Origin of the sequence: Streptomyces sp. NPDC093018, from assembly GCF_040684035.1 — a bacterium.
In the GTDB taxonomy this organism is placed as follows: Bacteria; Actinomycetota; Actinomycetes; order Streptomycetales; family Streptomycetaceae; genus Streptomyces; species Streptomyces murinus.
Window position 1 is genome coordinate 95,429 of record NZ_JBFBFF010000014.1, and the last position, 25,256, is coordinate 120,684.

A 25,256-nucleotide genomic window follows, 5' to 3' on the forward strand; every position below is an offset into this window, starting at 1 on the left:
TTCCGACGTCACTTCGTCACCGTACGTATCGTTGTACCGCGCGGCTGCATCTTTTACTTGGCAGCCGGGGAGGAGCGCCACGATGACCGTCCTTGAAGACAGGATCGAGATGGCCGACGCCGACGCAAAAGCCATGAACCTGGACGAGTGGTTCGAGCGCCTCGAGCGGATGCCCGTCCCCGAAGGATTCAGGGTCGAGATCGTCGGGGGCAACGTCTACATGACGCCGCAGCGGGACACTCACTGGGGAATCATCCGCCGTATCGTGCGGGCACTGGAGGACAGGTTCGGGATGGACGTGCCGGTGTTCTCGGACGTCCGTATCGACTTCCCCGGCGAAGCCAACGGCTTCTGCCCGGACGTCGCCATGCTCGACGAGGCGGCGAAGAAGGACGCCACGGGCCATTGGCGCCACCAGGACGTCCGGTTCGTCGCCGAGGTCATTTTGAAGGGCACGGCGACGAACGACTACGGCCCGAAAAAGACGGCGTACGCCACCGCCGGAGTGCCGGTCTACCTCGTCGCCGACCCCTACCAGGGCAAGTGCCATCTCTACTCCGAGCCCAAAGACGGTGAGTACCTCAGCGAGCTGACGGTCGCCTTCGGAACGGACATCGATCTGACCACCCCCCTCGGCCTCACCCTCAAGACCGACACGTTCCCGCGCGACTGACCCGCCCTTGCCTTGAGCCCACTCCAAGTCGTTGGCTTACGACCATGAAGTACACGCAGCTTGGACGCACGGGACTCAAGGTCAGCCGGCTGGTTCTCGGGACGATGAACTTCGGGCCGCAGACGGACGAAGCCGACAGCCACGCGATCATGGACGCGGCGCTGGACGCGGGCATCAACTTCTTCGACACCGCCAATGTGTACGGGTGGGGGGAGAACAAGGGCCGGACCGAGAGCATCATCGGGAACTGGTTCGCCAAGGGCGGTGACCGCCGGGACAAGGTCGTGCTCGCCACCAAGGTCTACGCCAACATGGCCGCCGAGGGCGACGCCTGGCCGAACCACGACAAGCTCTCCGCGCTGAACATCCGGCGCGCTGTGGACGCCAGCCTGAAGCGGCTCCAGACCGATCACATCGACCTCTACCAGTTCCACCACATCGACCGGAGCACCCCCTTCGAGGAGATCTGGCAGGCGATCGACACCCTCGTCCAGCAGGGCAAGATCCTCTACGTCGGCTCCTCCAACTTCCCCGGCTACAAGATCGCCCAGGCCAACGAGGCCGCCGCCCGCCGCGGGGGCACCATCGGCCTCGTCAGCGAGCAGTGCCTGTACAACCTCGCCGAGCGCCGCGCCGAGATGGAGGTCATCCCGGCCGCGCGGGAGTACGGCCTCGGGGTCATCCCCTGGTCCCCGCTGCACGGCGGGCTGCTCGGCGGTGTGCTCAAGAAGGAGGTGCAGGGCGGACGCCGTGCCTCCGGGCGCGCCGCGGACACCCTCGCCGACCCGGCCGCCCGCGCGCGGATCCAGTCGTACGAGGATCTGCTCGACAAGCACGGCCTGGAGCCCGGCGAGACCGCCCTGGCCTGGCTGCTCACCCGTCCCGGCGTCACCGGTCCGATCGTCGGCCCGCGTACGGCGGAGCAGCTCCGGTCGGCGCTGCGGGCCGTGGAGCTGGAGCTGAGCGAGGAGCTGCTGACCGGCCTGGACGAGATCTTCCCCGGTCCGGGGCCGTCCCCGGAGGCCTTCGCCTGGTAGGAGACGTGCGGGGGGCGGGGGCTCTTGGTCCCGCCCCCTCGGGCGCACAGCCAACCGCTACCTGACGGCCGCCGCCACCGCGACGACCACCAACATGAGAACAAGCGCACCGGCCATGATCCGGTTCCGGGTTTTCGGGTCCACGCATCGAGCCTAACCGGACGCCCCGCACACCCAGCGCCCGACCGCCTCGTACCGCGGCTGCTCCCCCCGCACCCCCGACCTCGGCAGGTTGCTCCGCACCAGCGCCAGATCGGTCACCCGCCAGCTCCGGCCGGCGAACTCGCGCAGCAGCTCCACGTACGGCCCCACGTCCACCGCCTCCCGGCCGCGCGCCAGCGTGAGGTGGGCCTGGTAGCGGCGGTGCTCCTCCATCCGCAGCCCCGCCTTGCGGCCCGCCGCCTCCGCACGGCCCGCCAGCAGGCGCAGCGCGTCCACGTCGCCCGCCGCACCGGCCCACAGCGCGCGGCCGTGCCCGAACTGGCCGCCGCCGCTGAGGGCCAGTTCGAAGGGGTCGGTGTGCCGGGCCGCGCGGGCCAGGCGGGCCGACAGATCGGGTACGACGTCCTCGGCGACCTCGCCGTAGAAGGCGAGGGTGAAGTGCCAGCCGGGGCGGCCCGTCCAGCGCAGCCCGTCGGCGCCCGGCAGCCTCCTCAACCGGTCGACCTCCAGGGCCAGTTCGGCGGTGATGTCCTGCGGCGGCAGCACGGCGGCGAAGAGTCTCATGCCTTCACGATCCCAGAGACGCCCGGCATGATGGCCGCCATGACGATCACGATCCGCGCGGGCGGCCCCGACGACACCCCCCTGATCCTGGCCATGCTGGACAGCTGCGTGGAGTGGCTGGTGGCCCAGGGACGCCCCCGCCAGTGGGGCACCGAGCCGTGGTCGGCGAATCCCAGGGCGGTGGAGACGGTGCGGCGGTACGCCACCACGGGCACGCCGTACTTCGCCGAGATAGACGGTGTACCGGCCGCCACCCTCACCCTCACCGACGCCCCCGGCGCCTATCTGGAGGCCGCCGACGAGCCCGAGCGGTACATCCATCTGCTGGCCTCGGACCGCCGGTTCAAGGGGCTGGGCGCCGGTGCCGCGCTGCTCGCGCACGCGGCCGAGGTGACCCGGCGGGCCGGGGTCTCGCTGCTGCGGGTGGACTGCTACGCGGGCGACGACGGCAAGCTGGTCGCCTTCTACGAAGGGAACGGCTTCGTCCGGACCGAGACCTTCAGCCACGGTCCGGACGAGTGGCCGGGACAGGTGCTGGCCCGAAGGGTGCGATAGTCACACCGGCCGGCGTCCCCAAGCACCGGCACCCTCCGAAGCGGCAGCGTCACGCCGCCGCGGCCAGCTCCTCCCGCTGCCGCGGCACGAACCGCAGCCGCGGTGTGCCCCGCTCCCAGCCCACCGACAGGCGCAGACCGCCGACGCGGGCGAGGACCAGGCCGATGACGGCGGCCGCGACCGCGGAGACGACGCCGCCGAGGGCGAAGCCGACGCGGGCGCCGTAGGTGTCGGTGATCCAGCCGATGACCGGGGCGCCGAGCGGGGTGCCGCCCATGAAGACCATCATGAACAGGGACATCACCCGGCCGCGCATGGCCGGGTCGGTGGCCATCTGCACGGTGGTGTTCGCGGTCACGTTGACCGTGAGGCCGCAGATCCCGATCGGCACCATCAGCACCGCGAACAGCCAGTACGAGGGCGCCAGCGAGGCCACGATCTCCAGCGCGCCGAAGGTGAGCGCGGCGAGGATCAGCAGCCGCATCCGGGCCGAGCCGCGGCGGGCGGCCAGCAGGGCGCCGCCGAGGGAGCCCGCGGCCATCAGGGTGTTGAGGAGGCTGTAGCCACCGGCGCCGACATGGAAGACGTTGTCGGCGAAGGCGGACAGCCACACCGGGAAGTTGAAGCCGAAGGTCCCGATGAAGCCGACGAGGACGACGGACCAGATCAGTTCCGGGCGCCCGGCGACGTACTGGAGGCCCTCCCGCAGCTGGCCCTTGCCGCGCGGGGTCCGCTTGACCGGGTACAGCTCACGGGCGCGCATCAGCAGCAGGCTGGCAATCGGCGCGGCGAAGGACAGGCCGTTGGCGAGGAACGCCCAGCCGGTGCCCACTCCGGTGATCATGAGGCCGGCGACGGCGGGGCCGACGAGGCGCGCGGACTGGAAGTTCGCGGAGTTCAGGCTGACCGCGTTGTGCAGCTGGTCGGGGCCGACCATCTCGGAGACGAAGGACTGCCGGGCGGGGTTGTCGACCACCGTGGCGAGTCCGACGAAGAACGCGGCGAGATAGACGTGCCAGACCTGGACCTGGCCGGTGAGGGTCAGCGCGGCGAGCGCGAGACCGCTGAGGGCCATCGCGGACTGGGTGACCAGGAGCGCGGGGCGCTTGGGCAGCCGGTCGACGAGGACACCGCCGTAGAGACCGAACAGGAGCATCGGCAGGAACTGCAGGGCCGTCGTGATGCCGACGGCCGCGGAGGATCCGGTGAGGCTCAGGACGAGCCAGTCCTGGGCGATGCGCTGCATCCAGGTGCCCGTGTTGGAGACGACCTGGCCCATGAAGAAGAGGCGGTAGTTCCTGATCTTCAGCGAGCTGAACATCGAGGACTTGCGGGCGGGGGTAGTAGGGGCGGTCGGTGCGGGGGCGGAAGGTGTTCCGGATCCCGTACTCAAACGGATTCGCCTCCTCAGGCTGCTGCTTTACAGGTGTGCGAGTTTTTCCAGCACGGGGGCGGCGGCGCGCAGCTTCGCCCACTCGTCCTCGTCGAGGCCGTCGGCGAGGTTCGCCAGGAACGCGTTGCGCTTGCGGCGGCTCTCTTCGAGCATCGCCTCGGCCTGCTCGGTCTGGGTGACGACCTTCTGGCGCCGGTCCTCCGGGTGCGGTTCGAGACGGACCAGTCCCTTGGCTTCGAGCAGCGCGACGATGCGGGTCATCGAGGGCGGCTGGACATGCTCCTTGCGGGCCAGCTCGCCCGGCGTGGCCGAGCCGCAGCGGGACAGGGTGCCGAGCACCGACATCTCGGTGGGGCTCAGCGACTCGTCCACCCGCTGGTGCTTGAGCCGACGGGAGAGCCGCATCACGGCGGAGCGAAGAGAGTTCACGGCGGCAGCATCGTCGCCATGGTTGAGGTCCGGCATGTCCTTAGCATAACTCATTACTCTAACTAAAGACCAACGCGGCGCGCGTCCGTGCCCGTGATGCCCGCCACTGAGGCTCCCCAAAGCTTCCATCACCCGTATGAGTGAGTCGCTGCCGGAAAGTGACGCATCCGGTGGGCGGCAGTGGCGACCCTCTTACCCATGGGGACCACTGTGCTCAGCCTGCGGATAGACGGGGAGCTGCTCGAACGGCTCCGGCAGCACGCGGCGAAAAGAGGAATGAGCGTGCAGGACTATGTGGTCCGCACGCTCATTCGTGACGACTTCGACCAGCGGTTCCAGACCGCCGTCGAGGAGACGGAGAGGTTCTACGGCGTCAGGTGAGGACGCCGTGGAACGGATCGGCTCAGGTCAGGCCCAGGGCCGGCATCAGGTAGTAGAAGGCGAAGACCGCCGAGACGACGTACATCGCCACCGGGATCTCGCGGTACCGGCCCGCGGCCAGGCGCAGCACGGTGAAGGTGATGAAGCCCATGCCGATGCCGTTGGTGATCGAGTAGGTGAACGGCATCATCAGCATGGTCACGAACGCCGGGATCGCGATCGTGTAGTCGGCCCAGTCGATCTCCTTGATGGAGTGCGACAGGATCAGGAAGCCGACCGCGATCAGCGCCGGGGTGGCCGCCTGGGACGGCACCATCGTGGCGATCGGGGTGAGGAGCAGCGAGAGGGCGAACAGACCGCCCGTGACGATGTTGGCGAAACCGGTGCGGGCGCCCTCGCCGACACCGGCGGTGGACTCCACGAAGGCGGTGGTGGCCGAGGCGGAGCCGGCGCCGCCGGCCGCGACCGAGAGGCCGTCCACGAACAGCACCCGGTTGATGCCGGGCATATAGCCCTCGGCGTCGGTCAGCTTGGCCTCGTCGCTGATGCCCATGATCGTGCCCATCGCGTCGAAGAAGCACGACAGCAGGACCGTGAAGACGAAGAGGATGCCGGTCAGCACGCCGACCTTGGAGAAGCCGCCGAACAGGCTGACCTGGCCGACCAGGCCGAAGTCCGGGGTGGAGACCGGGTTGCCGGGCCACTTCGGGACCGTCAGGCCCCAGGAGGGGATCGTGGCGACGGCGTTGATGATCATCGCCAGGACGGTCATGCCCACGATGGAGATCAGGATGGCGCCCGGCACCTTGCGCACGATCAGGGCGAAGGTGAGCAGCGCGCCCAGGATGAAGATCAGCACCGGCCAGCCGGTGAGGTGACCGCCGGTGCCCAGCTGGAGCGGGACGGTGGTGTCGGCCTTGTCCGGGATACGGCTGACGAAGCCGGAGTCCACCAGGCCGATCAGCATGATGAACAGGCCGATACCGATCGCGATCGCCTTGCGCAGTCCGAACGGCACCGCGTTCATCACGCGCTCCCGCAGACCCGTGGCGACCAGCAGCATGACCACGAAACCGGCGAGGACGACCATGCCCATCGCGTCCGGCCAGGTCATCCGGGGCGCCAGCTGGAGGGCGACGACCGAGTTCACGCCGAGGCCCGCGGCCATGGCGATCGGCACATTGCCGATGACACCCATCAGCAGGGTGCTGAAGGCGGCCGTCAGCGCGGTCGCCGTCACCAGCTGGGCGTTGTCCAGATGGTGCCCGTACATGTCCTTCGCGCTGCCCAGAATGATCGGGTTCAGCACGATGATGTACGCCATCGCGAAGAAGGTGGCGAGACCGCCCCGGACCTCCCGCCCGACGGTGCTGCCGCGCTCGGAGATCTTGAAGTAGCGGTCGAGGGGGCCGCCGGCGAACGCGCCGCCCGGCTTCTCGGGGGTGGGGACCTTGGCAGGCGCCGAGGTGGACATGCGGGACCTCATCACCAAAGGGTTCCCCCGAGCCCTCTTGGAGTTTTCTACGATTAGAAGCGGTCAAAGACAAACGGTTTCAGTATGAACGTATGACTACTAGATCGCTATCTCCGCGCGTAGAACGTATGCAGTCCTGGTGCGGATCCGGTCGCCCTGCGGTCGGCCTCCGATCGTCTTCGATCGCCTCGTAAGCTGTCCGGCATGGCCAAGTGGATCCCCCAGCACGAGGCGCCCGAGCCCCTTGAGGGGCCCGTGGTCGCCACCATCACCGGCGGCACGATCGTCTGGTTCGTCCTGTTCCTCGTCCAGCTCCCCTTCTACGGCTGGTTCCACGAGCACGGCCATCTGTGGTGGCTGTGGACCTGCCTGGCCGGGGGCGGGCTCGGGCTGATCGGCATCTGGTACGTGCGGGGGCGGGACGCGGCGCTCAAGCGGGCGGCGCGGGAGCGGCCGGAATCCACCCCCGTGGAGTAGCCCCGGGTCCGAACGGCCCCTCGTCGCCGACGGAAGGCCGGGTGGGCGACGGCGCAAAGGCCACGTACCGTCGGATACATGAGCCATATAGACGCCGGCGCCGAACTCGATCCGGTGCACCCGGTGGCCCTGCCCACGACCCGGGCGACGGGGCTGACCGGCGCGGAGGTCGCGGAGCGCCGGGCGCGTGGCCAGGTCAACGACGTCCCCGTGCGCAGCAGCCGTTCGCTCGGGGAGATCGTCCGGGCGAATGTGTTCACCCGGTTCAACGCGATCATCGGCGTGCTCTGGGTGATCACCCTGTTCGTCGCGCCGATCCAGGACAGCCTGTTCGGGTTCGTGATCCTCGCCAACACCGGCATCGGCATCGTGCAGGAGTGGCGGGCCAAGCAGACCCTGGACTCGCTCGCGGTGATCGGGGAGGCCCGGCCGACCGTGCGCCGGGACGGCGAGGCCGTGGAGATCGGCACCGCCGAGATCGTCCTGGACGACCTGATCGAGATCGGGCCCGGCGACAAGGTCGTCGTGGACGGGGTGTGCGCGGAGGCCGACGGGCTGGAGATCGACGAGTCGCTGCTCACCGGTGAGGCCGACCCGGTGGTCAAGCGGCCGGGCGATCCGGTGATGTCCGGCAGCTTCGTGGTCGCGGGCGGCGGCGCCTTCGCCGCGACCAAGGTGGGCCGGGAGGCCTATGCCGTCAAGCTCGCCGAGGAGGCGTCGCGCTTCACGCTCGTCCACTCCGAGCTGCGCACCGGCATCTCCACGATCCTCAAGTACGTCACCTGGATGATGGTCCCGGCCGCGATCGGCCTGGTGGTCACCCAGCTCGTGGTCAAGAACGACGATCTCAAGGGCGCGGTCGCCCGCACCATCGGCGGCATCGTGCCGATGGTCCCGGAGGGCCTGGTGCTGCTCACCTCGGTGGCCTTCGCGATCGGTGTCATCCGGCTCGGCCGCAAGCAGTGCCTGGTGCAGGAGCTGCCCGCGATCGAGGGCCTCGCCCGCGTGGACACCGTCTGCCTGGACAAGACCGGCACGCTCACCGAGGGCGGCATGGACGTCACCGAGCTGCGCACACTGAACGGCGCGGAGGAGCCGTACGTGCGCAAGGTGCTCGGCGCGCTCGGCGAGTCCGATCCCCGGCCCAATGCCTCGCTTCAGGCGATCATCGACGCCTACCCCGACAACGACGACTGGCGCTGCGTCGAGTCGCTCCCCTTCTCCTCGGCCCGCAAGTACAGCGGGGCCGCGTTCAGCGAGGGCGACGGGGAGACCAGCACCTGGCTGCTGGGCGCCCCGGACGTGCTGCTCGGCGCCGACGACCCGGCGCTCGCCGAGACCGAGCGGCTCAACGAGCAGGGGCTGCGGGTGCTGCTGCTGGCGCGGGCCCGCCGGGATCTGGACGACGCGGCGCCGGCCAAGGGCGCCCGCCCCACCGCCCTGGTCGTCCTCGAACAGCGGCTGCGCCCGGACGCGGCCGACACCCTGCGCTACTTCGCCGAGCAGCGGGTGGCGGCCAAGGTCATCTCCGGGGACAACGCGGTCTCGGTCGGCGCGGTCGCGGCCAAGCTGGGCCTCGACGGGACCGCGACGGACGCGCGGCGGCTGCCCGAGGACAAGGCGGAGATGGCCCGGGTGCTGGACGCGGGCACCGTCTTCGGGCGGGTCTCCCCGCAGCAGAAGCGGGACATGGTGGGCGCGCTCCAGTCGCGCGGGCACACGGTGGCGATGACCGGCGACGGCGTGAACGACGTGCTCGCCCTCAAGGACGCCGACATCGGTGTGGCCATGGGCTCGGGCTCGGAGGCGACCCGGGCGGTGGCCCAGATCGTGCTGCTGGACAACAGCTTCTCCAGCCTGCCGTCGGTGGTCGGCGAGGGCCGCCGGGTGATCGGCAACATCACGCGGGTGGCGACGCTGTTCCTGGTGAAGACGGTCTACTCGGTGCTGCTCGCGGTGCTGGTGGTCTGCTGGCAGGTGGAGTACCCGTTCCTGCCCCGCCATCTGACCCTGCTGTCCACGCTCACCATCGGCGTCCCGGCCTTCTTCCTGGCGCTGGCGCCCAACAACGAGCGGGCCAGACCGCACTTCGTGCACCAGGTGATGCGGTACTCGATCCCGGGCGGCGTGGTGGCGGGGGTGGCGACCTTCGTGACGTACCTGATCGCCCGGCACTACTACACGGGTCCCGGCCAGCTGGCGGCGGAGACCAGTGCGGCCACGCTGACCCTGTTCCTGATCTCCATGTGGGTGCTGGCGATCATCGCCCGCCCCTACACCTGGTGGCGGGTGATCCTGGTGGCCTCGATGGCGGTGGCGTTCCTGCTGGTGCTCGTCGTCCCCGCGCTCCAGGACTTCTTCGCGGTACGACTGGTGGGGCTCGCCATGCCGTGGACGGCGGTGGCGGTCTCGGTGGTGGCGGCGGCCGCCCTGGAGTTCCTGTGGAAGTGGGTCGACCGCCGCTTCCCCGGCTAGCGGGGCTCACATCACCTGGTCACTTCTACTTCACGTCGACGTAGTCACCCGTGGCGGTGGTCGCCGGGGTGGTCGTGGTGCCCGCGAAGGCGTAGCGGAAGTAGCCGTCGACCGTGGCGGTGGTCGTGGTCTTCAGGTTGCCCGTGGAGTTCGTCTTCACGGTCTTCAGCGTGGTGTAGGTGCTGGAGCCGCTCTTGCGGAACTGGAGCTTGACCGGCTGGTTGGCGTAGCCGTGGTACTTGCCGTCCTCCCAGTCGGCGCGGGCCAGCTTGCCGGAGACCGTGACGGTCTTGCCCTTCTTCACCGGCTCCGGGGCGGCGTCGGTGTTCAGCGTCGCCCAGCGCTGGAGGTTGTAGGAGTTGGTCGGGTCCTTGACGGCCACGCCCACCTTGGTCATGTCGGCCGGCTTGGTGGGGTTCTGGCCGTTGAAGGCGACGGCGTAGGCGGCGGCCTTCCAGGCGCCCGCGTCCTCGCTGAGCAGCTCGGCCGGGTCGATGGCCACGGTGGACTTGCAGGAGGCCACCGTCTTGGAGGTGTCCGTGCAGGTCGAGACCGCGCTGTCGAAGTAGAAGATCGAGTCGTCGAAGGAGGCGCCGCGGTACAGCTCGACGGCCGCGACGAAGTCCTTGGCGTGGATGTTGACCTCGGTGCCGTGCGTCAGCGTGAAGGAGACGGGCACCTTGACGAGGTTGGTGGTACCGGCGGCGATGTTCTTGCCGTTGTTCACCTTCACCGCGGAGAAGGTGGCGTTCAGCTTGTAGGGCGTGCCCGAGGCGGCGACGGCGAAGGTCGCGCGGCCCGGGTGCTGGGCGGCGTGGGCGACCTTGCTCGCGGAGTTCCCCGCGGGCACCCGCTCCTGCCCGGCGGCGTGCGCCGCGGGCAGGGCGAGGGCGGAGAGGGCCAGGGCGCCGGAGACGGCGGCCACGGTGGCACGAATACGCATGTGCGGTTCCCCTGCGTACGAAGTGGACGGGAGCCGGACGACTCCGGAAGATCAGACGACGCCCGCAGGGGAACGGTTGTACGGAACTTGTGGGTTTCGTGAGAGATGCCTGGAGATCAGGAACGTCTGGTGGGCAGGGAGGCCAGGGGGCGCCGGGAGGTCAGTCGAACCAGCGGTCGCGGGCCAGTTCCGCCGTCCGGGACGGGTCCTCCAGCAGGGCGGCGACCTCGAAGCGGCGCGGCCACTGCCGGGCCGCCCAGGCGAGTCCGGCGGCGACGCCCTCCAGGGTGGCCGCGTGCAGCACCCCGTCGTCGGTGAGCCGCCAGTCGATCTCCACGCCGTCCACGACCAGTTCGTCGTGCTCGACGTACGTCTCGGGCGTGCGCGGACCGAGCAGCACCCGCACCGAGTCCGGTACATCGTGCTCGGCACCCTCGGAGTGCACCTCGCCGGTGACGGACTCACTGAGCCGCCGCACCTGGAGCAGTTCGGCCAACTCGGCGGCGCGGGAGGGCCGTACGGGCAGCAGGGGCACTCCGGAGGTGAAGGGCAGCAGGTCCGGGGAGTCGACGACCACGGCGTCGGCGGCGTCCACCACCGTCACCCTGCCGTCGGTCACGGCCCGCAACTCGTCCGGCAGGGTGACCTGTTCCGGGTCGATGTCGGCCAACGCGCCGTACAGGCCGTGCAGTTGGGCGCCGGTGACCGGGCGGTCCGGGTCGGCGAGCCGGTCCAGGAGCTCGGCGGCGCCGCCGGGTTCGTCCAGCAGGGCGCCGACCGAGGTCCGCACGCCGAGGGCGCGCAGCACCTGTTCGTCTTCAAAGCCGGTGGCGTCGGCCTCGTCGTACAGGCCGCGCAGCAGCGGGTCGCCGCCGGCGGCGAGGAGGCCCGCGGGGCGCCGGCCGTCCAGCACCGGGTGCCCGCGCAGCCACCAGGCGGTGTACGGCCGTACCACCTCGTGGGTGCCGTCGGGCAGCAGGACGCGCACCGGCTGGGTGAGGGCGTCGCGCAGCGGCGGGGCGGCGAGCAGGGTGAGGGCCTCGGGCCAGTGCTCGTCGTCCACCAGGTCGAGGTCGCGGACGGCGACGAGTTCGGTGGCCACCGGAGGAACCGGGCTGTCCGGGAAGCGGTCGAGGATGTCCTCGCACCACACATCCACGGCGTCCAGCAGTCCGGCGTCGTCCGGCTCGGCGAAGTCGCTCTCGCGGGGCTCCAGTTCGTCCGGGTCGAGGACGACATCGGTGGCGCGGACCAGGGCGAAGGTGGCGAGCACCCCGCAGGCGGTCAGCGGCTGTTCGCCCCACTTGTCCGCCAACTCCTGCTCGACGGCCGCCAGTTCGTCCTCGCGGATCACCCGGGCGAAGGGGCTCCCGGGGAACACCAGCTCGCCCGCGGGGGCGAGTTCGCCGTCCTCGTCGGGCAGCGCGAGGGCGCCGAGCCAGGGCTCGTCACCGGGCTCCAGACCCGCGTCCCGCACCAGGGCGAGGACGGTGTCGGCGAGTTCCTCCGCGTCGGGTGCGTCCTCCTCCCAGCCGAGGGCGCCCCCGTCGTCCAGGGAGGCGGCGACGGCGGCCCGCACCTGGGGGGTGGTGAGCACCGCGCGCGGGGTGGCGGGCAGCGCGCCCAGCTTCTCCAGCAGCGGGTGGGCGGCGTCCTCGTGGGCGACCTTCAGGCCGAGCCGGGCGAGCACGTCCGCGTCGATCCGGGCGCCGTCGGGGGTGGGCAGCAGCACCTGGCGGGGGCCGATGGTGGTACGCCTGTCCGCGAGCGGTACCGGAAGTCCGGAGAGCCGCTCGACGTCCACGCCCGCGAGGCTGTCGTAGAGCCGCCACCACCAGCCGGGGTCCTTCTCCAGACCCGCGAGCCGGTCCACGGCGTCGGCGAGCGGGAGCCGGGCGACCCCCAGGGTGCGCAGCTCGGCGCGGCGCTCCAGACCGGCGGGCAGCAGGGTGGGCAGCACCTCGGCGAGCACCCGCACGGTCTCGGCACCGGCGCCCTCCACGATCTCCGCGTCCCGGGGCCGCAGCGCCTCCGGCAGCTCGTCCTCGCCGCCGTCGCCGGGCAGCGCGGGCGGCAGGAACGCGGTGCGCGGCAGCCGCTCAAGGAGGGCCTGGCGCAGCGCGCCGTCCAGCTCGCCCTTGCCCAGCGGCCCGGGTACGAGGTCGACGGCGGCCTCGGTCACCGGGCGCCAGCCGGCGAGGAGTTCGGTGTACACGTCGGCCGCGCGCCGCACCAGGAAGTCGGTGAGCGGGCCGGGCGCGGTGTGCCGGCGGGTGGTGTCGAGCGGGAAGGAGGCGATGAGGAGGGCGGGCACGCCGAGGGGTTCGTCGCTGGGGGTGGGGGCGTGCACGACGGGGGACGTGCGGGGCCGCACCGGGCGCCCCTGCTCATCGGTCGGCACGGCCCAGGTCACCGACCAGTGGGGCCGCAGCCGCTCCTCCACCGGGCGGTCGGCGAGCAGTTCGGGGTCCAGCGGCCCGTGCGCGGAGGCGGTACGCCAGCGGGTGGTGCCCTCCCGTGAGTCCTCTACGACGGTGACGGCGCCCTCGGTCCGCCGGCGCAGGGTGCGGGGCGCGGCGTCGCCGGCCTCGATGACGACCTCGTCGAGACCCGGGAGGGTGAGGAGGAGCGCGTCGTCCACGGCGTCCAGCAGGCGCTCGGCGAGGTCGGCGGCGGCCGCGTCGCGCAGCGGCAGGATGACGGCGGTGTCGTACGGGTCGGGGGCGGTGCCCTCGGCGGCGAAGGGCAGCCGGAGCAGCGGGACATGGCCCGCGCGGCGCCGGACCTCGTCGCCGAGTCCGGGGCTGTGCCGGGCGGTGTCGGCGGCCAGCTCGCGCGCCTCGGCGAGGGACCAGCGGACGCCGCCGTGCCGGCCGACGAGGGCGGGCTCGTCGGTGACCGAGAGGACGGCGGCGAAACCGACGCCGAAGCGGCCGACGGAGCCGTGCGTGGAGTCGGCGTCGCGCTTGGCGGAGGCGCGCAGCGTGGACAGCGACTCGACGCCGGTCGCGTCCAGGGGGGCACCGGTGTTGGCCGCGATCAGCACGCCGTCGCGGAGGGTGAGGCGCAGGCGGCCCGGCACCCGGGCGCGGGCGGCGGCGTCGGCGGCGTTCTGCGCCAGCTCGATCACCAGGCGGTCCCGGTAGCCGCCCAGGACGAGGTCCTCCTCGGCGTTGGCGTCCTCGCGGAAGCGGGCGGGGCTGGTGGCCCAGGCGTCGATGACACCGCGACGCAGCCGGGCCGTCCCGAAGGGATCCGCACCCTCGGCCGCCGGCCGCACGTACTTGCTGCTCACGTTCACACTCCTCGTCGACGTGAGGAAGAAGGTACAGCGCGTCGCCGACATCCCGATTTCCCGCCCGCCCACCCGACCCGGCGGCCCACCCGACACGGCGGCACAGCGGCCCGGCGGCACCGCAGCCCAGCGGCCGGACACGGTACGAGGGACCGTCAGGCCAGCACCCGGCGGTACACCTGGCGCGAACCGCCCTCCGGCCCGGGGTCCGTCGGTTCGGCCGGGGTGAAGTCCAGTCGCTCGTAGAAGGCGCGGGCGCCGCTCGTCGCCGCGCCGGGGTGGTCCGGGCCGAAGGTGACGACCTCGATGGTGGCCGGGGGGCGGACGAAGCGAGCGAGCGCGTCGGCCAGCAGCGCGCGGCCCACGCCCCCGCCCCGGGCCCGCTCGGTGACGACCAGCCAGTGCACCTTGTGCACCGGGGGGTTGCCGCCGAAGAGGAGGGCGCCCAGAAGATCCCCGGACGCGCCCTGCGCCACCAGCGCCGTACCGCTGCCGATGCTCCGCCGCACGGCCTCGGTGAAACCGGGGTCGTCCACCATCGGGCCGAACCAGTGCTCCACCTCGGCCGCCAGGGCGAGGAACCCGGGGAGATCCGCGTCTCGCGCGAGGCGGACCGGGGTCACGAGTGGCCCAGTTCCGCCGTCTCCTCGTCCGTCGTCTCCGGGACCGAGCCGGAGTCGCGGGCGGGATGCAGCGGGAAGGGCTCGACCCGGGTCTCGTCGATGACCGGCGCGGCCGGCTGCGGGGGCTTGGGCATGACCGCCGCCTCGGAGTGGCCGCCGCAGCCGTAGGCGAGGGAGACCACCCGGCCGTCCGCCGGGGCGAACTCATTGGCGCACACACCGAACGCCTGGCCCAGCGAGCCACCGATGGGCGCGAGGAAGCCACAGGTCAGACAGGTGGCCGGGGCCGCCTGGGCCATCGGCGTCTGCGGGCCGAAGGACTCCTCCCAGCGGTCGGCCGCGCTGTGCAGGCCGTAACGGGACAGAACACGCGCCCTGCGCATGCCCAGTTCCTCGGCCACCGAGGCGATGGAGCCGCGCGTGGGCACCGTCGGCTGGACGGCCGGCGCACCCGGGCTCACGTCCGCGTCCTCGGCCTCCGCCAGCTCCGCCATCTCCTCGGACACCGCGGAGTCGGCCGGCGGCTGGTCCTCACCGGTGTAGCCCGGCTCGAGACGCAGGTCGTCCTGGTCGGTGGGGAGCAGATCGCCGGGCCCGAGGTCGCCCGGACGCAGCCGCTCGCTCCACGGCACCCACTCCGGCGCGAGCAGCGCGTCGGGGCCGGGGAGCAGCACCACCTCGTCCAGCGTGACGACCTTGGCGCGGGAGGCGCGGGCCACGGTCACGGCCCAGCGCCAGCCCCGGTAGCCCAGTTCCTTGCACTCGAAGAAGTGCGTGACAACACGGTCGCCCTCGGAGACGAGGCCGGAGTGCTCGCCGACCACACCGGGCGCGGCTGCCTCCTCGGCTGCGGCACGGGCGAGGTCGACCGCCTCGGCGCACAGGCGGTCGGGGGTGCGGCTTCGCGTTGTCGCTGCGCTCACAGGTATCGCTTCTCTCCTACGCCGTCTCGTCAAGGCGGCTGCCTTAGGCGGGTTGGCCGACGGAGCGGACCTCAGGACCGCATCGACGTCTGCATCATCCGCGCGCTCGGGCGCACCTCTGCCATCCATTCTGCGTTATGGCTGAGATACGCACGCTACACCGAACAGGATTCATTGCCGCTCGGCGGCATTCTCCCCCACTTCACCCGCTCCTCCAGCCCCCTCGGCGGGCGCGGTTCGCCGCCATACGTGCCGTATCCGCACTATCCGGCGGCATCTCGGGGCACTATGAACCTCGTGGCAACCGCGGACAGGCGTGGGGTTCGGGGTGGCGGTGCGCGCCGGGTGGGCGGTGCCGCCCGGTCCGTCGGGCGTGCCCTGCACTTCCCCGTCACCGGCGCCGCGCGCGGCATCCGCCGGGCGACACACGCGCACGGCGCGGGCGAGTCGGGCCTCGGCAAGCTGATCGAGCTGCACGCGGTGAACGGCGCCGGGGACGTCATGATCACCGTGGCCCTCGCCTCCACCGTGTTCTTCTCCGTGCCGACCGACGAGGCGCGCGGGCGGGTCGCACTGTATCTGGCGATCACCATGGCGCCGTTCACCGTCCTCGCCCCGGTCATCGGCCCGCTCCTCGACCGGCTCCCGCACGGCCGCCGGGCCGCGATGGCGGCGGCCATGCTGGCACGGGCGCTGCTCGCCCTGCTGATCTCGGGCGCGGTGGCGACCGGGAGCCTTGAGCTGTATCCCGCCGCGCTGGGCGTGCTGGTGGCGTCCAAGGCGTACGGCGTGGTGCGCAGCGCCGTCGTACCGCGGCTGCTGCCGCCGCTGTTCTCGCTGGTGAAGGCCAACTCCCGGGTGACCCTGGCCGGGCTGCTGGCCACCGGGGTGGCCGCGCCGATCGCGGCGGGGCTGCACCGGCTCGGCGATCCCTGGCCGCTCTACGGCGCCTTCGTGATCTTCGTGGGTGGCACGGCGCTGTCCTTCTCGCTGCCGCCCAAGGTGGACTCGGCCCGCGGCGAGGCGGTGGCACTGCTCGCCGCCGACGAGAGGCGGCTGCCGAGGACCAAGGTGAAGCGGCCCGGCCTGCGCACGGTCGGGCCCGCCGTGACCCACGCCCTCGGCGCCAACGCGGCCCTGCGCTGCCTGTCCGGCTTCCTGATCTTCTTCCTCGCCTTCCTGCTGCGCGAGCATCCGCTCAGCGGCCAGAGCGCGGTGGTCTCGCTGGGCCTGGTGGGCGTCACGGCCGGCACCGGCAACGCGCTGGGCACGGCGGTGGGGGCGTGGCTGAGATCACGGGCGCCGGAGATCATCATCGTGGCCGTCGTCGCGGCGGCGCTGGGCATGGCGCTCGTGGCCGCAGTGTTCTTCGGGGCCGTCCTGGTGACCTGTCTGGCGGCGGTCGCCGGGTTCGCGCAGGCGCTGGCCAAGCTGGCGCTGGACGCGCTGATCCAGCGGGACGTGCCGGAGCTGGTGCGCAGCTCGGCCTTCGCCCGCTCCGAGACGCTGCTCCAGATGGCGTGGGTGTTCGGCGGCGCGGTCGGCATCGTGATGCCGCTCAACGGCACGGTGGGGCTGCTGGCGGGCGCCGCGTTCGTGGCGGTGGGCTGGCTGAGCACCCTGCGCGGTCTGATCGCCTCCGCGCGGTACGGCGGCCGGCCCCGCGCCCGGGTGGCGTGACCGGTCGCCCCGATGTGACGGGGCGATGTCGTAAAGGGGCAGGTGGCGTGACGAAACCGGACACGCTTCGGTTGTCGCGGACACGACTGGCGTAACGAACCGGGCACGCCGCACCCCGCGTGGGCGGACGGCTCCGGGCGACCGATAATCTTTCGACCATGACCACGCTGCCCCGCGGCGAAGCCGCTGAAGTACACCGCGCCGCGCGGCGCCGCCGCGCCGTCGCCGCCGCCGGCGCCGTTGCCGCCGGACTGCTCGTCCTGTCCGCCTGCGACAAGCCGACGCCCACCGCGACGATCACCGTCGGCAAGGACTCGGTGCACTCCGAGGCGGTCTGCTACAACGACGGCAAGGCGCTCGACGCCAAGGCCCTGACCGAGTGCGCCAAGAAGACCGGCGACGCGAAGTCGATCTCGGTCGGCGAGGACTCGACGGTCCGGATCGGCGTCGACCCGAAGATCGCGGACGCTGGCTGGGCGGTGCTGGTCAACGGCCGTCCCTTCACCAGCCTGAGCAAGGAGACGTACCGCACCCTGCCGGGCAACGCGTTCTTCAACGAGCAGTACGGCACCGGCGGCAACTCCAACACGCTGGTGATCCAGATGGGCTCCAACCCGACCAAGGGCGTGTGGTCCTTCAAGCTGAAGAAGGCCTGATCACGACCTCCGCACGTGTCCTTGTGGCCACCGCGGTCCCGGCCGAACGGGACGCGGTGGCACGGGCGTTCCCCGAGCCCGGGGAAGAGGTACGGCTGCCGGGCGCGGTGCTGTTCCGTACGACGGCCGGTGCCGGCCCGTCCGGTACGACCGCGGGTGCCGGTCCCCGTCGTAGCGCCGCCGTGATCGATCTGCTGGCCGCCGGGGTCGGGCCCGCGCGGGCCGCGGCCGCCACCGGTGCCGCGCTCACCGCGGCCGCGCTCGCCGGGACCCCCTACGACCTGGTCGTCTCGGCCGGGATCGGCGGCGGCTTCGCGCCCGGGGCGCCGCTCGGCTCGCTCGTCGTCGCCGACGCGATCACCGTGGCCGACCTGGGTGCCGAGACCGCCGACGGCTTTCTCCCGGTCACCGAACTGGGGTTCGGAACCATCACCCATCGCCCGCCGGAATCACTCGTACGGGCCGTGGCCGAGGCCACCGGAGCCCGCACCGGCACGGTCCTGACCGTGTCCACCGTGACCGGCACCGCCGCCCGCGCCGCCGCGCTGCGCGCCCGGCACCCCCGCGCGCTCGCCGAGGGCATGGAGGGCTTCGGGGTCGCCGAGGCCGCCGACGCCCAGGGTGCCCCGGTGCTGGAGGTCCGCGCGATCTCCAACCCGGTCGGCCCGCGCGACCGCGCCGCCTGGCGCATCGGCGACGCCCTCGCCGCCCTCACCGCGGCCTTCGGGAAGTTCGCGCCCGCATTGGAGAGTTGGAGATCCGTATGACCAGTGAGCCCTTGCAGATCGCGTACTCGCCCTGCCCCAACGACACCTTCGTCTTCGACGCCCTCGCCCACGGCCGGATCCCCGGCGCCCCCGCGCTGGACGTGACCTTCGCCGACATCGACATCACCAACGGCATGGCCGAGCGCGGCGAGTTCGATGTGCTGAAGGTGTCGTACGCCGTGCTGCCGTACGTCCTCGACGAGTACGCGCTGCTGCCCTGCGGCGGCGCGCTGGGCCGGGGCTGCGGGCCGCTGGTGCTCACGCGGGAGGCCGGTGTCGATCTGACGGGCCGTACGGTCGCCGTGCCCAGCGAGAAGTCGACGGCGTATCTGCTGTTCCGGCTGTGGGCCGCCGACACGGTGCCCGGCGGGGTCGGCGAGATCGTGGTCATGCCGTTCCACGAGATCATGCCGGCCGTGCGGGACGGCAAGGTGGACGCGGGTCTGGTGATCCACGAGGCCCGGTTCACCTACCAGAACTACGGGCTGCACAAGCTCGCCGACATGGGCGAGCACTGGGAGCGGACGACCGGGCTGCCGATCCCGCTGGGCGCGATCCTGGCCAAGCGGTCGCTGGGCGCCGAGACGCTGAAGCAGCTCGCGGAGGCCGTGCGCGCCTCCGTGCGGGCCGCGTGGGACGCGCCCGAGGTGTCCAGGCCGTATGTCATGGCGCACGCCCAGGAGATGGACCCGGCGGTGGCCGACCAGCACATCGGGCTGTACGTCAACGAGTTCACCGCCGACCTCGGCGAGGACGGCTACGCGGCGATCCGCGGGCTGCTCACCCGGGCCGCGGCCGAGGGACTGGTGCCGCCCCTCGGCCCGGACGCGCTCGCGTTCCCCTGAGGGGGCCTGACGTCGAGGCGGCTCAGACGTCCAGCTGGTCGGCGACCGCGCGGAGCAGCCCGGCGATCTTCTTGCCGGAGGCCTTCTCGGGGTAGCGGCCCTTCTCCAGCATCGGGGTGATGTTCTCCAGGAGGGTCGTCAGGTCCTGCACGATGGAGGCCAGCTCGTCGGGCTTCTTGCGCTGGGCGGCGGCCACGGAGGGCGTCGGGTCGAGCACGACCACCGAGAGCGCCTGGTCGCCGCGCTGGCCGGCGACCACGCCGAACTCCACGCGCTGTCCCGGCTTGAGCACATCGACTCCGGCGGGGAGAACCGAGGAATGGACGAAGACGTCACCGCCGTCGTCGCGGGAGAGAAAGCCGAAGCCCTTCTCGCTGTTGAACCACTTGACCTTGCCGGTAGGCACGTCTGTCCTCGTCCTCGTACTCGTCGGGAAAACTGCTCGGAAACGGCTCTTGATAGCACTGCAGCGGGTCGCCGTGACCCGCTGTCATCAAGGCTAATGGTCTTGGACCCGGTGACAAGACGTCCCCCGGTCGTTCTCTCGCGCAGGAACTACCCTGGTCCGGTGCGTGACAAAACCCAAGCGAATTCCGCCGGGCCCGGCGACGGACTGATCCGTGCCGGCGCCATCGTGTTCTTCGTCGGAGCCCTGGCCACCCTGGTCACGATGGTCCCGTTGTTCCTCGGAACCAAACCGTTTCCGACCTACATGTACGGACTGTGCATGCTCATGGGCGTCGGCTTCCTCCTCGCCGGTGCCGGAGTGCTGCGGTCGATCGCGGCCGGCCGGCGGCAGGCGAGGAGCGCCGCGGCGTCCCGGTAGCGACCGGGTCCGCGGCCGGTCCAAAGGGCCGTCGGACCCGGCTCCGTCAGGGGCGGTAATCGGCCAGCCAGGCCGGGAAGGCGGACAGGTCGTCCAGGACGACGTCCGCCCCGGCCGCGCGCAGTTCGTCCGCGGGGCAGGGCCCGGTCGCCACCGCGACCGACAGCGCGCCCGCCGTGCGCGCCCCGCGCACATCACCGGTGTGGTCGCCGACATATACGCCCGCGCCGTACTCGCGCAGCGCCTGCGCCTTCTGCTCGGCCCACAGGTCGCCCACGACCACATCGGGCTCGATGCCCAGATGGGACAGGTGCAGCTTCGCGTTCGGCTCGTACTTGGCGGTGACCACCATGGTCCGGCCGCCGGCCGCGCGCACCGCCGCCATGGCCTCGCGGGCGCCCGCCATGGCGGGGGTCGCGGCGATGGCTATGGACGGGTACATCTCCCGGTACAGGTCGGCGATCGCGGGCACCCGCTCGGCCGGGAACCAGTTCACCAGCTCGTCCGCGAGCGGCGGGCCGAGCCGGGTGATCGCGAGGTCGGCGTCGATGTACGTCCCCGTACGCTCCGCCAGCGCCACGTAGCACGCGCGGATGCCCGGCCGGGAGTCGATGAGGGTCATGTCGAGGTCGAAGCCGACGGTGAGGGAGGCCATGGGGGACATGGTGCCAGGCGGGTACGACAGCGCACCGACCCCCGTTCGGCCTTTGTGCCACGGACGTCGGCCTCTGCGTTGCGGGGTACAGCCTCCGCGTCACGGGGGGGGGCGGCCTCCGCATCATGAGGGGCGGCCCTTGCGTCATGAGGGGCGGCCCTTTCGTCGCGGCGATCAGCGTCCGCGTCACGCAGGGGCGCCCTTGGCTGCGCGGGGTCGGCCTTTGCCGCGCCGCGGGGGGCGTCGGCCTCCGCGCCGCGGGGGAGCGGCCCTTGCGTCACGGGGGCCCTTGCGTCGCGGCGGTCGGCCTCTGCGTCACGCAGGGTCGGCCCTAGCTGCGCGGGGTCGGCCTCTGCTGTGCCGCCGCGGGCGTCAGCCTCTGCGCTGCGAGCGCCACACCACGTAGAGCGCCGAGGCGACGGCCGCGCCCCGCACCACCCAGGGCCAGGTCTGGGCGACGGCGTCGTTCATCTGCCCCTGGGCGATCGGGTCGCCCCAGCGGCCGTTCTGCCGTCCCCACAGCCACACCAGGCCCGCGGCGACCGCGGTACCGGGCAGCACCAGCACCGCCCACTTGCTCTCGGACGGGCTCAGCCGCCGGGAGGCATAGGCCATCGCCCAGCCCGCGAGCAGCGCGAACCAGTTGCCGAGCACCGCCCCGGCGATCAGCGCGGCGGCGGCCAGCAGCAGGAACGGGTTGGACCAGCCGGCCGCGGGACCGGGCAGGAGACGGCGGGTGGGGGCGGCGGCCTCGGCGTCCGGCGCGAGATCGGGAGCCTTGTCCGGGGCCCCGGCGGCCGCCGGGGTACGGCGCGGGAACAGACCGAAGCGCCGGGCGGGCGCGGGAAGCGGGGCCTGTGCCGCCTTCTCCTTCTCCTCCCGCTCCTCCCGCTCGCGCCTCTCCCGCTCGATCTCGTGCGGTGGGCGGCGCAGCAGGTCCGGGATCTCCACCCCGCCGACGAAGCCCGGCACCGGGTCGGTGTCCAGGAAGGGGCTGTTCCCTCCGCCGCCGAAGGGACCCTCCGCGGTGCGCCACCAGTCGGGGTCGGGCGCCGGCGCGGCTTCCCACAGTTCGTGCGAGGCGGCGGGCGGCGCGTCCCTGGGCACGGACGGCTCGGGCCGCGGCTCGGTGGGCCGCGGCCGCGGTACGACCCGTCGCAGACCCCGCGGCCGCTCGTCGCCCGGCGAGGCGCGCTCCGGCTCCCGCTCACGGGGCACGGGCTGTGCCGGTACGGCGGCGGACGGACGGCCCGCGCCGTCGGGGGCGCCGGTGCCGCCCGCGGCCTCGACCACCTCGTCGGGAGTGCCCAGGCGGTCCAGGATGCGGCGGACCGCGGCGGGACTGTCCACCGTCGCCCTGGCCCGGTCGCGGTCGATCTCGTTGCGCAGCTCCGAGACCAGCCGCATGCGCGCGGACGACGGCAGCTGCCGCTGCGACGCGATGTCCCCGACGCGGCTCAGGTACTCGTAGACGACCTTGTCGCTTTCGATGCCCACGGAATCCCTCCGGGGTGACGCCGACTGAAACCCCGTGAGGACGGTAGCGCAGAGCGGGGCCCCGCCCGGCACGGCTGAACCGCCCGGGGTAACCCGCTACCGTTGGCCGGATGAGCCAAGAGGCCAACCCAGCCCCTCGGTCCCTCGCGGAGGCGCTCCGCGCCAGGGACGACGCCTCCCTGGCCGCGCTGTTGCGCAGCCGCCCGGACCTCATCACGCCCGTCCCCACCGATCTGACCCAGCTGGCCACCCGGGCCGGCACCCGGGCCTCGGTGCTGCGGGCCCTGGAACGGCTGGACCGCTTCGCGCTGCAGACCGCCGAGGCGCTGGCCGTGGCCCCGGACCCGGCCGCACGCACCGCCCTGCTCGGGCTGATGGCCGGGGACGCCGGGGACGAGACGGTCGCCGCCGCGCTCCCCCGCGCCCTCGCCACCCTGCGCGAACAGGCGCTGGTGTGGGGCGACGACGAGCGGCTGCGCCTGGTGCGCACCGCCCGCGAGCTGCTCGCGCCGTCCCCGGGGCACCCCTCGCCGACCGGACTGGGACCCACCGTGCACGAGGCCACCTCGGGCATGTCCCCGGGGCGGATCCAGGAGATCGTGACCACGGCCGGGCTGGCCTCGACCCATGACTCGGTGTCGGCGGTGACCGCGCTGACCACGCTGTTCACCCACCGCAAGAAGATGGCCAAGCTGCTCGCCGGGGCGCCGGAGGGCTCCCTGGAGGTGCTGTCCCGGCTGGTGTGGGGGCCGCCGTACGGGCAGGTCACAGCGGAACCGGCCGCCCATCTGCGCTGGCTGCTGGACCGGGGCCTGCTGCTGCCGACGGCGCCCGGCACCGTCGTACTGCCCCGCGAGGTGGCCCTGCATCTGCGCGCGGGCCGCGCCCACCGGGAGCCCGAGCCGCTGCCGCCCGCGGTGGAACCGGCCGCGACCCACCGTCCACAGGGTGTGGACGCGGCGGCGGCCGGCCAGGCGCACACCGCGCTCGCCACCGTCGAGGAGCTGCTGAAGGACTGGGACGAGGGCGGGCCCGCGGTGCTGCGGGCCGGCGGGCTCAGCGTGCGCGATCTCAAGCGGACCGCCGTCGCCCTGGACGCGCCCGAGCCGGTCGCCGCGTTCTGGGTCGAACTGGCCTATGCGGCGGGCCTGTTGGCCTCCGACGGCGAGGCCGACGAGCGGTACGCGGCCACCCCCTTCTACGACGAGTGGCGGGAGCGTCCCCCGGCCGAGCGCTGGGCGCTGCTCGCCGGGGCCTGGCTGACGGCGACCCGGGCACCGGGCCTGGTCGGCGGGCGGGACGCGAAGGACCGTACCCTCTCCGCGCTCGGCCCCGGCCTGGACCGCTCGGCCGCGCCCGAGGTGCGGCACCGGGTCCTGACCCTGCTGGCCGGCCTCCCGGCGGGCGCCGCCCCCGCCCCGGAGTCGGTCCTGACCCGCCTCCACTGGGAACGCCCCCTGCGGGGCACCACGGGCACCTCCCGCCCCGGCCGGGACACCCCCGCCGAGGACCTCCGCACCCGCCTCGCCCGCTGGACCCTCATGGAGGCGGAACTCCTGGGCGTGACGGGACGCGGCGCGCTGTCCACACAGGGCAGGGCGCTGCTGGGGGTACCGGGCGAGGGGGCCGGGGGCGAACCGACTGCGGCGGCCGGGGCGGCGGGGGCAACCGGCCCGGCCGGCGTCGTCGGCGCGGGTGGCGCCCTGCCTGGTGCGGGCGGTCCGGCCGGTGCGGGCGACCCCGGCGGTCCCGGGGACAAGCTCCCCGTCCATCACCACCGCGCATCCGCCGCCCCGGCAACGGCGCCGACCGCCACCACGCCGACCATCACTCCCGCCTACCTCACCTCCACCTCCCTCACCCCCGCCTCTCTCACCCCCGCTCCCCTCTCCCCCGCCGAGCAGGCCGTCGCCACCGCCACCGCCGCGCGGCTCCTCGCGCCGCTGCTCCCCGAGCCCCTCGATCACGTCCTCCTCCAGGCCGATCTGACGGCGGTCGCGCCGGGGCCCCTGGAGCGGCCGCTCGCGGAGACGCTCGGGGTGCTCGCGGACGTGGAGTCGAAGGGCGGCGCGACGGTGTACCGGTTCACTCCGGGGTCGGTGCGCCGGGCCCTGGACGCCGGGCGGAGCGCCGCCGATCTGCACGACTTCCTCGCCCGGCACTCGCGCACCCCGATCCCGCAGCCGCTCGCCTACCTGATCGACGACGTGGCCCGTAAGCACGGCCATCTGCGGATCGGCGCCGCCTCGGCGTACGTCCGCTGCGACGACGACGCCCTGCTGACCGAGATCCTCGCCGACAGGCGCGCCGCCGCCCTGCGTCTGCGCCGCCTCGCCCCGACCGTGCTGGCCGCCCAGTCCGACCCGGCCGCCCTGCTGGAGGGTCTGCGCGCGATGGGCTTCGCGCCCGCCGCCGAGTCCGCCGAGGGCGATGTGCTGATCACCCGCGCGCACGCCCACCGCACCCCGCCCCGGACCGCGCCCGAGCCGGTGCCCGACGGTCCGCCGCCGCCCGACGGCACGCTCCTGTCCGCCGCGATCCGCGCGATCCGGGCCGGTGACCTGGCCGCCACGGCACCCCGCAAGCCCACCGGCGCCGACCCGGCGGCCGGTGAGCTGCCCCGCACCTCCGCCGCCGAGACCCTGGCGACCGTGCAGGCGGCCGTGCTCACCGGCGACTCCCTGTGGATCGGCTACGTCAACGCCGAGGGCGCCGCCAGCCAGCGCGTCATCGCCCCGATCCGCGTGGAGGGCGGCTTCGTGACGGCCTACGACCACACGGCGGACGAGGTCCGCACCTATCCGCTGCACCGCATCACCGGGGTCGCCGAGCTGGCCGAGGAGTGAGCGGGCACGGTCACGGTCGCCCACGACCCGCCGCGACCGTCCCCGGATGGGGCACACTGGACGTTTGGTCCCGGTGAAGG

Annotated in this window: 23 protein-coding genes; 12 read left to right on the plus strand and 11 right to left on the minus strand. The window is 72.8% G+C overall.

Annotated features, from left to right (window positions below):
* Positions 1–82: 82 nt before the first annotated feature.
* Complete coding sequence (locus AB0N90_RS27330; RefSeq protein WP_365201047.1) at positions 83–673, plus strand: Uma2 family endonuclease; 591 nt, start codon at positions 83–85, stop codon at positions 671–673.
* A gap of 44 nt (positions 674–717) precedes the next feature.
* On the plus strand, positions 718–1,710 hold the full coding sequence (locus AB0N90_RS27335; RefSeq protein WP_085565308.1) for an aldo/keto reductase: 993 nt from the start codon (positions 718–720) through the stop codon (positions 1,708–1,710).
* Between the two features lie 153 nt (positions 1,711–1,863).
* Here the strand turns inward: AB0N90_RS27335 and thpR are convergent, their stop codons facing one another.
* Positions 1,864–2,436 (minus strand): RNA 2',3'-cyclic phosphodiesterase, encoded by a 573-nt coding sequence (gene thpR / locus AB0N90_RS27340; RefSeq protein ID WP_365201049.1) that lies wholly within the window; start codon positions 2,434–2,436, stop codon positions 1,864–1,866.
* A 39-nt stretch (positions 2,437–2,475) separates the two neighbouring features.
* Between thpR and AB0N90_RS27345 the strand changes: the two genes are divergently transcribed.
* Positions 2,476–2,991 carry a GNAT family N-acetyltransferase gene (locus AB0N90_RS27345; RefSeq protein ID WP_365201052.1) on the plus strand — a complete coding sequence of 172 codons (516 nt, stop codon included), beginning with the start codon at positions 2,476–2,478 and terminating at the stop codon, positions 2,989–2,991.
* 49 nt (positions 2,992–3,040) lie between these two features.
* Here AB0N90_RS27345 and AB0N90_RS27350 read toward each other — a convergent pair whose 3' ends face one another.
* Entirely contained in the window at positions 3,041–4,384 is a 1,344-nt protein-coding gene (locus AB0N90_RS27350) for an MFS transporter (protein WP_361674342.1), read from the minus strand.
* Positions 4,385–4,411: 27 nt separating this feature from the next.
* Positions 4,412–4,849 (minus strand): MarR family transcriptional regulator, encoded by a 438-nt coding sequence (locus AB0N90_RS27355; protein ID WP_037653316.1) that lies wholly within the window; start codon positions 4,847–4,849, stop codon positions 4,412–4,414.
* A 162-nt stretch (positions 4,850–5,011) separates the two neighbouring features.
* Between AB0N90_RS27355 and AB0N90_RS27360 the strand changes: the two genes are divergently transcribed.
* Positions 5,012–5,194, plus strand: coding sequence for a ribbon-helix-helix protein, CopG family (locus tag AB0N90_RS27360; protein WP_037653317.1), 183 nt, complete (start codon positions 5,012–5,014; stop codon positions 5,192–5,194).
* Positions 5,195–5,216: 22 nt separating this feature from the next.
* Here AB0N90_RS27360 and AB0N90_RS27365 read toward each other — a convergent pair whose 3' ends face one another.
* Positions 5,217–6,668 (minus strand): NCS2 family permease, encoded by a 1,452-nt coding sequence (locus AB0N90_RS27365; RefSeq protein WP_361674345.1) that lies wholly within the window; start codon positions 6,666–6,668, stop codon positions 5,217–5,219.
* 204 nt (positions 6,669–6,872) lie between these two features.
* Here AB0N90_RS27365 and AB0N90_RS27370 point away from each other — a divergent pair, with 204 nt between their 5' ends.
* Positions 6,873–7,145 (plus strand): DUF2530 domain-containing protein, encoded by a 273-nt coding sequence (locus AB0N90_RS27370; RefSeq protein WP_086807699.1) that lies wholly within the window; start codon positions 6,873–6,875, stop codon positions 7,143–7,145.
* Positions 7,146–7,223: 78 nt separating this feature from the next.
* Positions 7,224–9,620, plus strand: coding sequence for an HAD-IC family P-type ATPase (locus tag AB0N90_RS27375; protein ID WP_365201055.1), 2,397 nt, complete (start codon positions 7,224–7,226; stop codon positions 9,618–9,620).
* Between the two features lie 25 nt (positions 9,621–9,645).
* On the opposite strand, the gene AB0N90_RS27380 is transcribed toward AB0N90_RS27375, so the two are convergent.
* The 4 genes from AB0N90_RS27380 to AB0N90_RS27395 all read right to left on the minus strand — a co-directional run bounded on the left by AB0N90_RS27380 (position 9,646) and on the right by AB0N90_RS27395 (position 15,404).
* Complete coding sequence (locus AB0N90_RS27380) at positions 9,646–10,563, minus strand: hypothetical protein (RefSeq protein WP_365201056.1); 918 nt, start codon at positions 10,561–10,563, stop codon at positions 9,646–9,648.
* 160 nt (positions 10,564–10,723) lie between these two features.
* Positions 10,724–13,909 carry a molecular chaperone Hsp90 gene (locus AB0N90_RS27385; RefSeq protein WP_365201058.1) on the minus strand — a complete coding sequence of 1,062 codons (3,186 nt, stop codon included), beginning with the start codon at positions 13,907–13,909 and terminating at the stop codon, positions 10,724–10,726.
* A 104-nt stretch (positions 13,910–14,013) separates the two neighbouring features.
* Positions 14,014–14,481 carry a GNAT family N-acetyltransferase gene (locus AB0N90_RS27390; RefSeq protein ID WP_365201060.1) on the minus strand — a complete coding sequence of 156 codons (468 nt, stop codon included), beginning with the start codon at positions 14,479–14,481 and terminating at the stop codon, positions 14,014–14,016.
* Positions 14,478–15,404 carry a DUF3027 domain-containing protein gene (locus AB0N90_RS27395; protein ID WP_361674354.1) on the minus strand — a complete coding sequence of 309 codons (927 nt, stop codon included), beginning with the start codon at positions 15,402–15,404 and terminating at the stop codon, positions 14,478–14,480. The genes AB0N90_RS27390 and AB0N90_RS27395 overlap by 4 nt, the downstream gene beginning before the upstream one ends.
* Before the next feature lie 288 nt (positions 15,405–15,692).
* Between AB0N90_RS27395 and AB0N90_RS27400 the strand changes: the two genes are divergently transcribed.
* The 4 genes from AB0N90_RS27400 to AB0N90_RS27415 all read left to right on the plus strand — a co-directional run bounded on the left by AB0N90_RS27400 (position 15,693) and on the right by AB0N90_RS27415 (position 19,352).
* Positions 15,693–17,084 (plus strand): MFS transporter, encoded by a 1,392-nt coding sequence (locus AB0N90_RS27400; protein ID WP_365201063.1) that lies wholly within the window; start codon positions 15,693–15,695, stop codon positions 17,082–17,084.
* 158 nt (positions 17,085–17,242) lie between these two features.
* Positions 17,243–17,740: a DUF2771 domain-containing protein gene (locus AB0N90_RS27405; protein WP_361674358.1), complete on the plus strand. Its 498-nt coding sequence runs from the start codon at positions 17,243–17,245 to the stop codon at positions 17,738–17,740.
* Complete coding sequence (locus AB0N90_RS27410) at positions 17,713–18,507, plus strand: futalosine hydrolase (RefSeq protein WP_365201064.1); 795 nt, start codon at positions 17,713–17,715, stop codon at positions 18,505–18,507. Before AB0N90_RS27405 ends, AB0N90_RS27410 begins: the two co-directional genes overlap by 28 nt.
* Positions 18,504–19,352, plus strand: coding sequence for a 1,4-dihydroxy-6-naphthoate synthase (locus tag AB0N90_RS27415; protein ID WP_365201067.1), 849 nt, complete (start codon positions 18,504–18,506; stop codon positions 19,350–19,352). The genes AB0N90_RS27410 and AB0N90_RS27415 overlap by 4 nt, the downstream gene beginning before the upstream one ends.
* A gap of 22 nt (positions 19,353–19,374) precedes the next feature.
* On the opposite strand, the gene AB0N90_RS27420 is transcribed toward AB0N90_RS27415, so the two are convergent.
* Positions 19,375–19,758 carry a cold-shock protein gene (locus AB0N90_RS27420; RefSeq protein ID WP_037653330.1) on the minus strand — a complete coding sequence of 128 codons (384 nt, stop codon included), beginning with the start codon at positions 19,756–19,758 and terminating at the stop codon, positions 19,375–19,377.
* Positions 19,759–19,920: 162 nt separating this feature from the next.
* Here AB0N90_RS27420 and AB0N90_RS27425 point away from each other — a divergent pair, with 162 nt between their 5' ends.
* The gene (locus AB0N90_RS27425) at positions 19,921–20,178 is read left to right on the plus strand and encodes a hypothetical protein (protein WP_361674362.1); all 258 of its coding nucleotides are present in this window, start codon (positions 19,921–19,923) and stop codon (positions 20,176–20,178) included.
* Positions 20,179–20,224: 46 nt separating this feature from the next.
* Here AB0N90_RS27425 and AB0N90_RS27430 read toward each other — a convergent pair whose 3' ends face one another.
* Together AB0N90_RS27430 and AB0N90_RS27435 are read right to left on the minus strand one after the other, a co-directional pair.
* Complete coding sequence (locus tag AB0N90_RS27430) at positions 20,225–20,842, minus strand: HAD family hydrolase (protein ID WP_128790599.1); 618 nt, start codon at positions 20,840–20,842, stop codon at positions 20,225–20,227.
* A gap of 363 nt (positions 20,843–21,205) precedes the next feature.
* Complete coding sequence (locus AB0N90_RS27435; RefSeq protein ID WP_365201069.1) at positions 21,206–22,330, minus strand: hypothetical protein; 1,125 nt, start codon at positions 22,328–22,330, stop codon at positions 21,206–21,208.
* Between the two features lie 110 nt (positions 22,331–22,440).
* On the opposite strand from AB0N90_RS27435, the gene AB0N90_RS27440 reads away from it, so the two are divergent.
* The gene (locus tag AB0N90_RS27440; RefSeq protein WP_365201072.1) at positions 22,441–25,176 is read left to right on the plus strand and encodes a helicase C-terminal domain-containing protein; all 2,736 of its coding nucleotides are present in this window, start codon (positions 22,441–22,443) and stop codon (positions 25,174–25,176) included.
* The last annotated feature ends 80 nt before the right edge of the window (positions 25,177–25,256 follow it).